The organism is Salmonella sp. SAL4457 (assembly GCF_046548235.1).
In the GTDB taxonomy this organism is placed as follows: Bacteria; Pseudomonadota; Gammaproteobacteria; order Enterobacterales; family Enterobacteriaceae; genus Salmonella; species Salmonella enterica.
Window position 1 is genome coordinate 1 of record NZ_JBGDZO010001106.1, and the last position, 246, is coordinate 246.

General features: G+C 61.4%; 1 protein-coding gene. It reads left to right on the forward strand.

Annotated features, from left to right (window positions below; translation table 11 throughout):
• Positions 1–40 precede the first annotated feature (40 nt).
• A partial coding sequence (locus tag ACLJNW_RS27610; protein WP_410961755.1) for a DUF202 domain-containing protein occupies positions 41–246 on the forward strand: 206 nt, incomplete at its 3' end.

A 246-nucleotide genomic window follows, 5' to 3' on the forward strand; every position in this document is an offset into this window, starting at 1 on the left:
GGCACACACCCGCACGGACCTGGCGCTCGAGCGGAACCTCATGGCCGCGGAACGCACGTTGATGGCCTGGGTCCGAACCTCTCTTGCGATGATCAGTTTCGGCTTTACGTTGGGCAAGCTCGGGGACGCGCTGGATTCGGCGGAAGTGAATCTACTGTTTGGTCGCGCGACCGACATCATCGGCGTTGCGTACTACCTCGTGATCATTGGAACGCTCGCGCTCGTCCTGGCCGCAATCCAGAACAG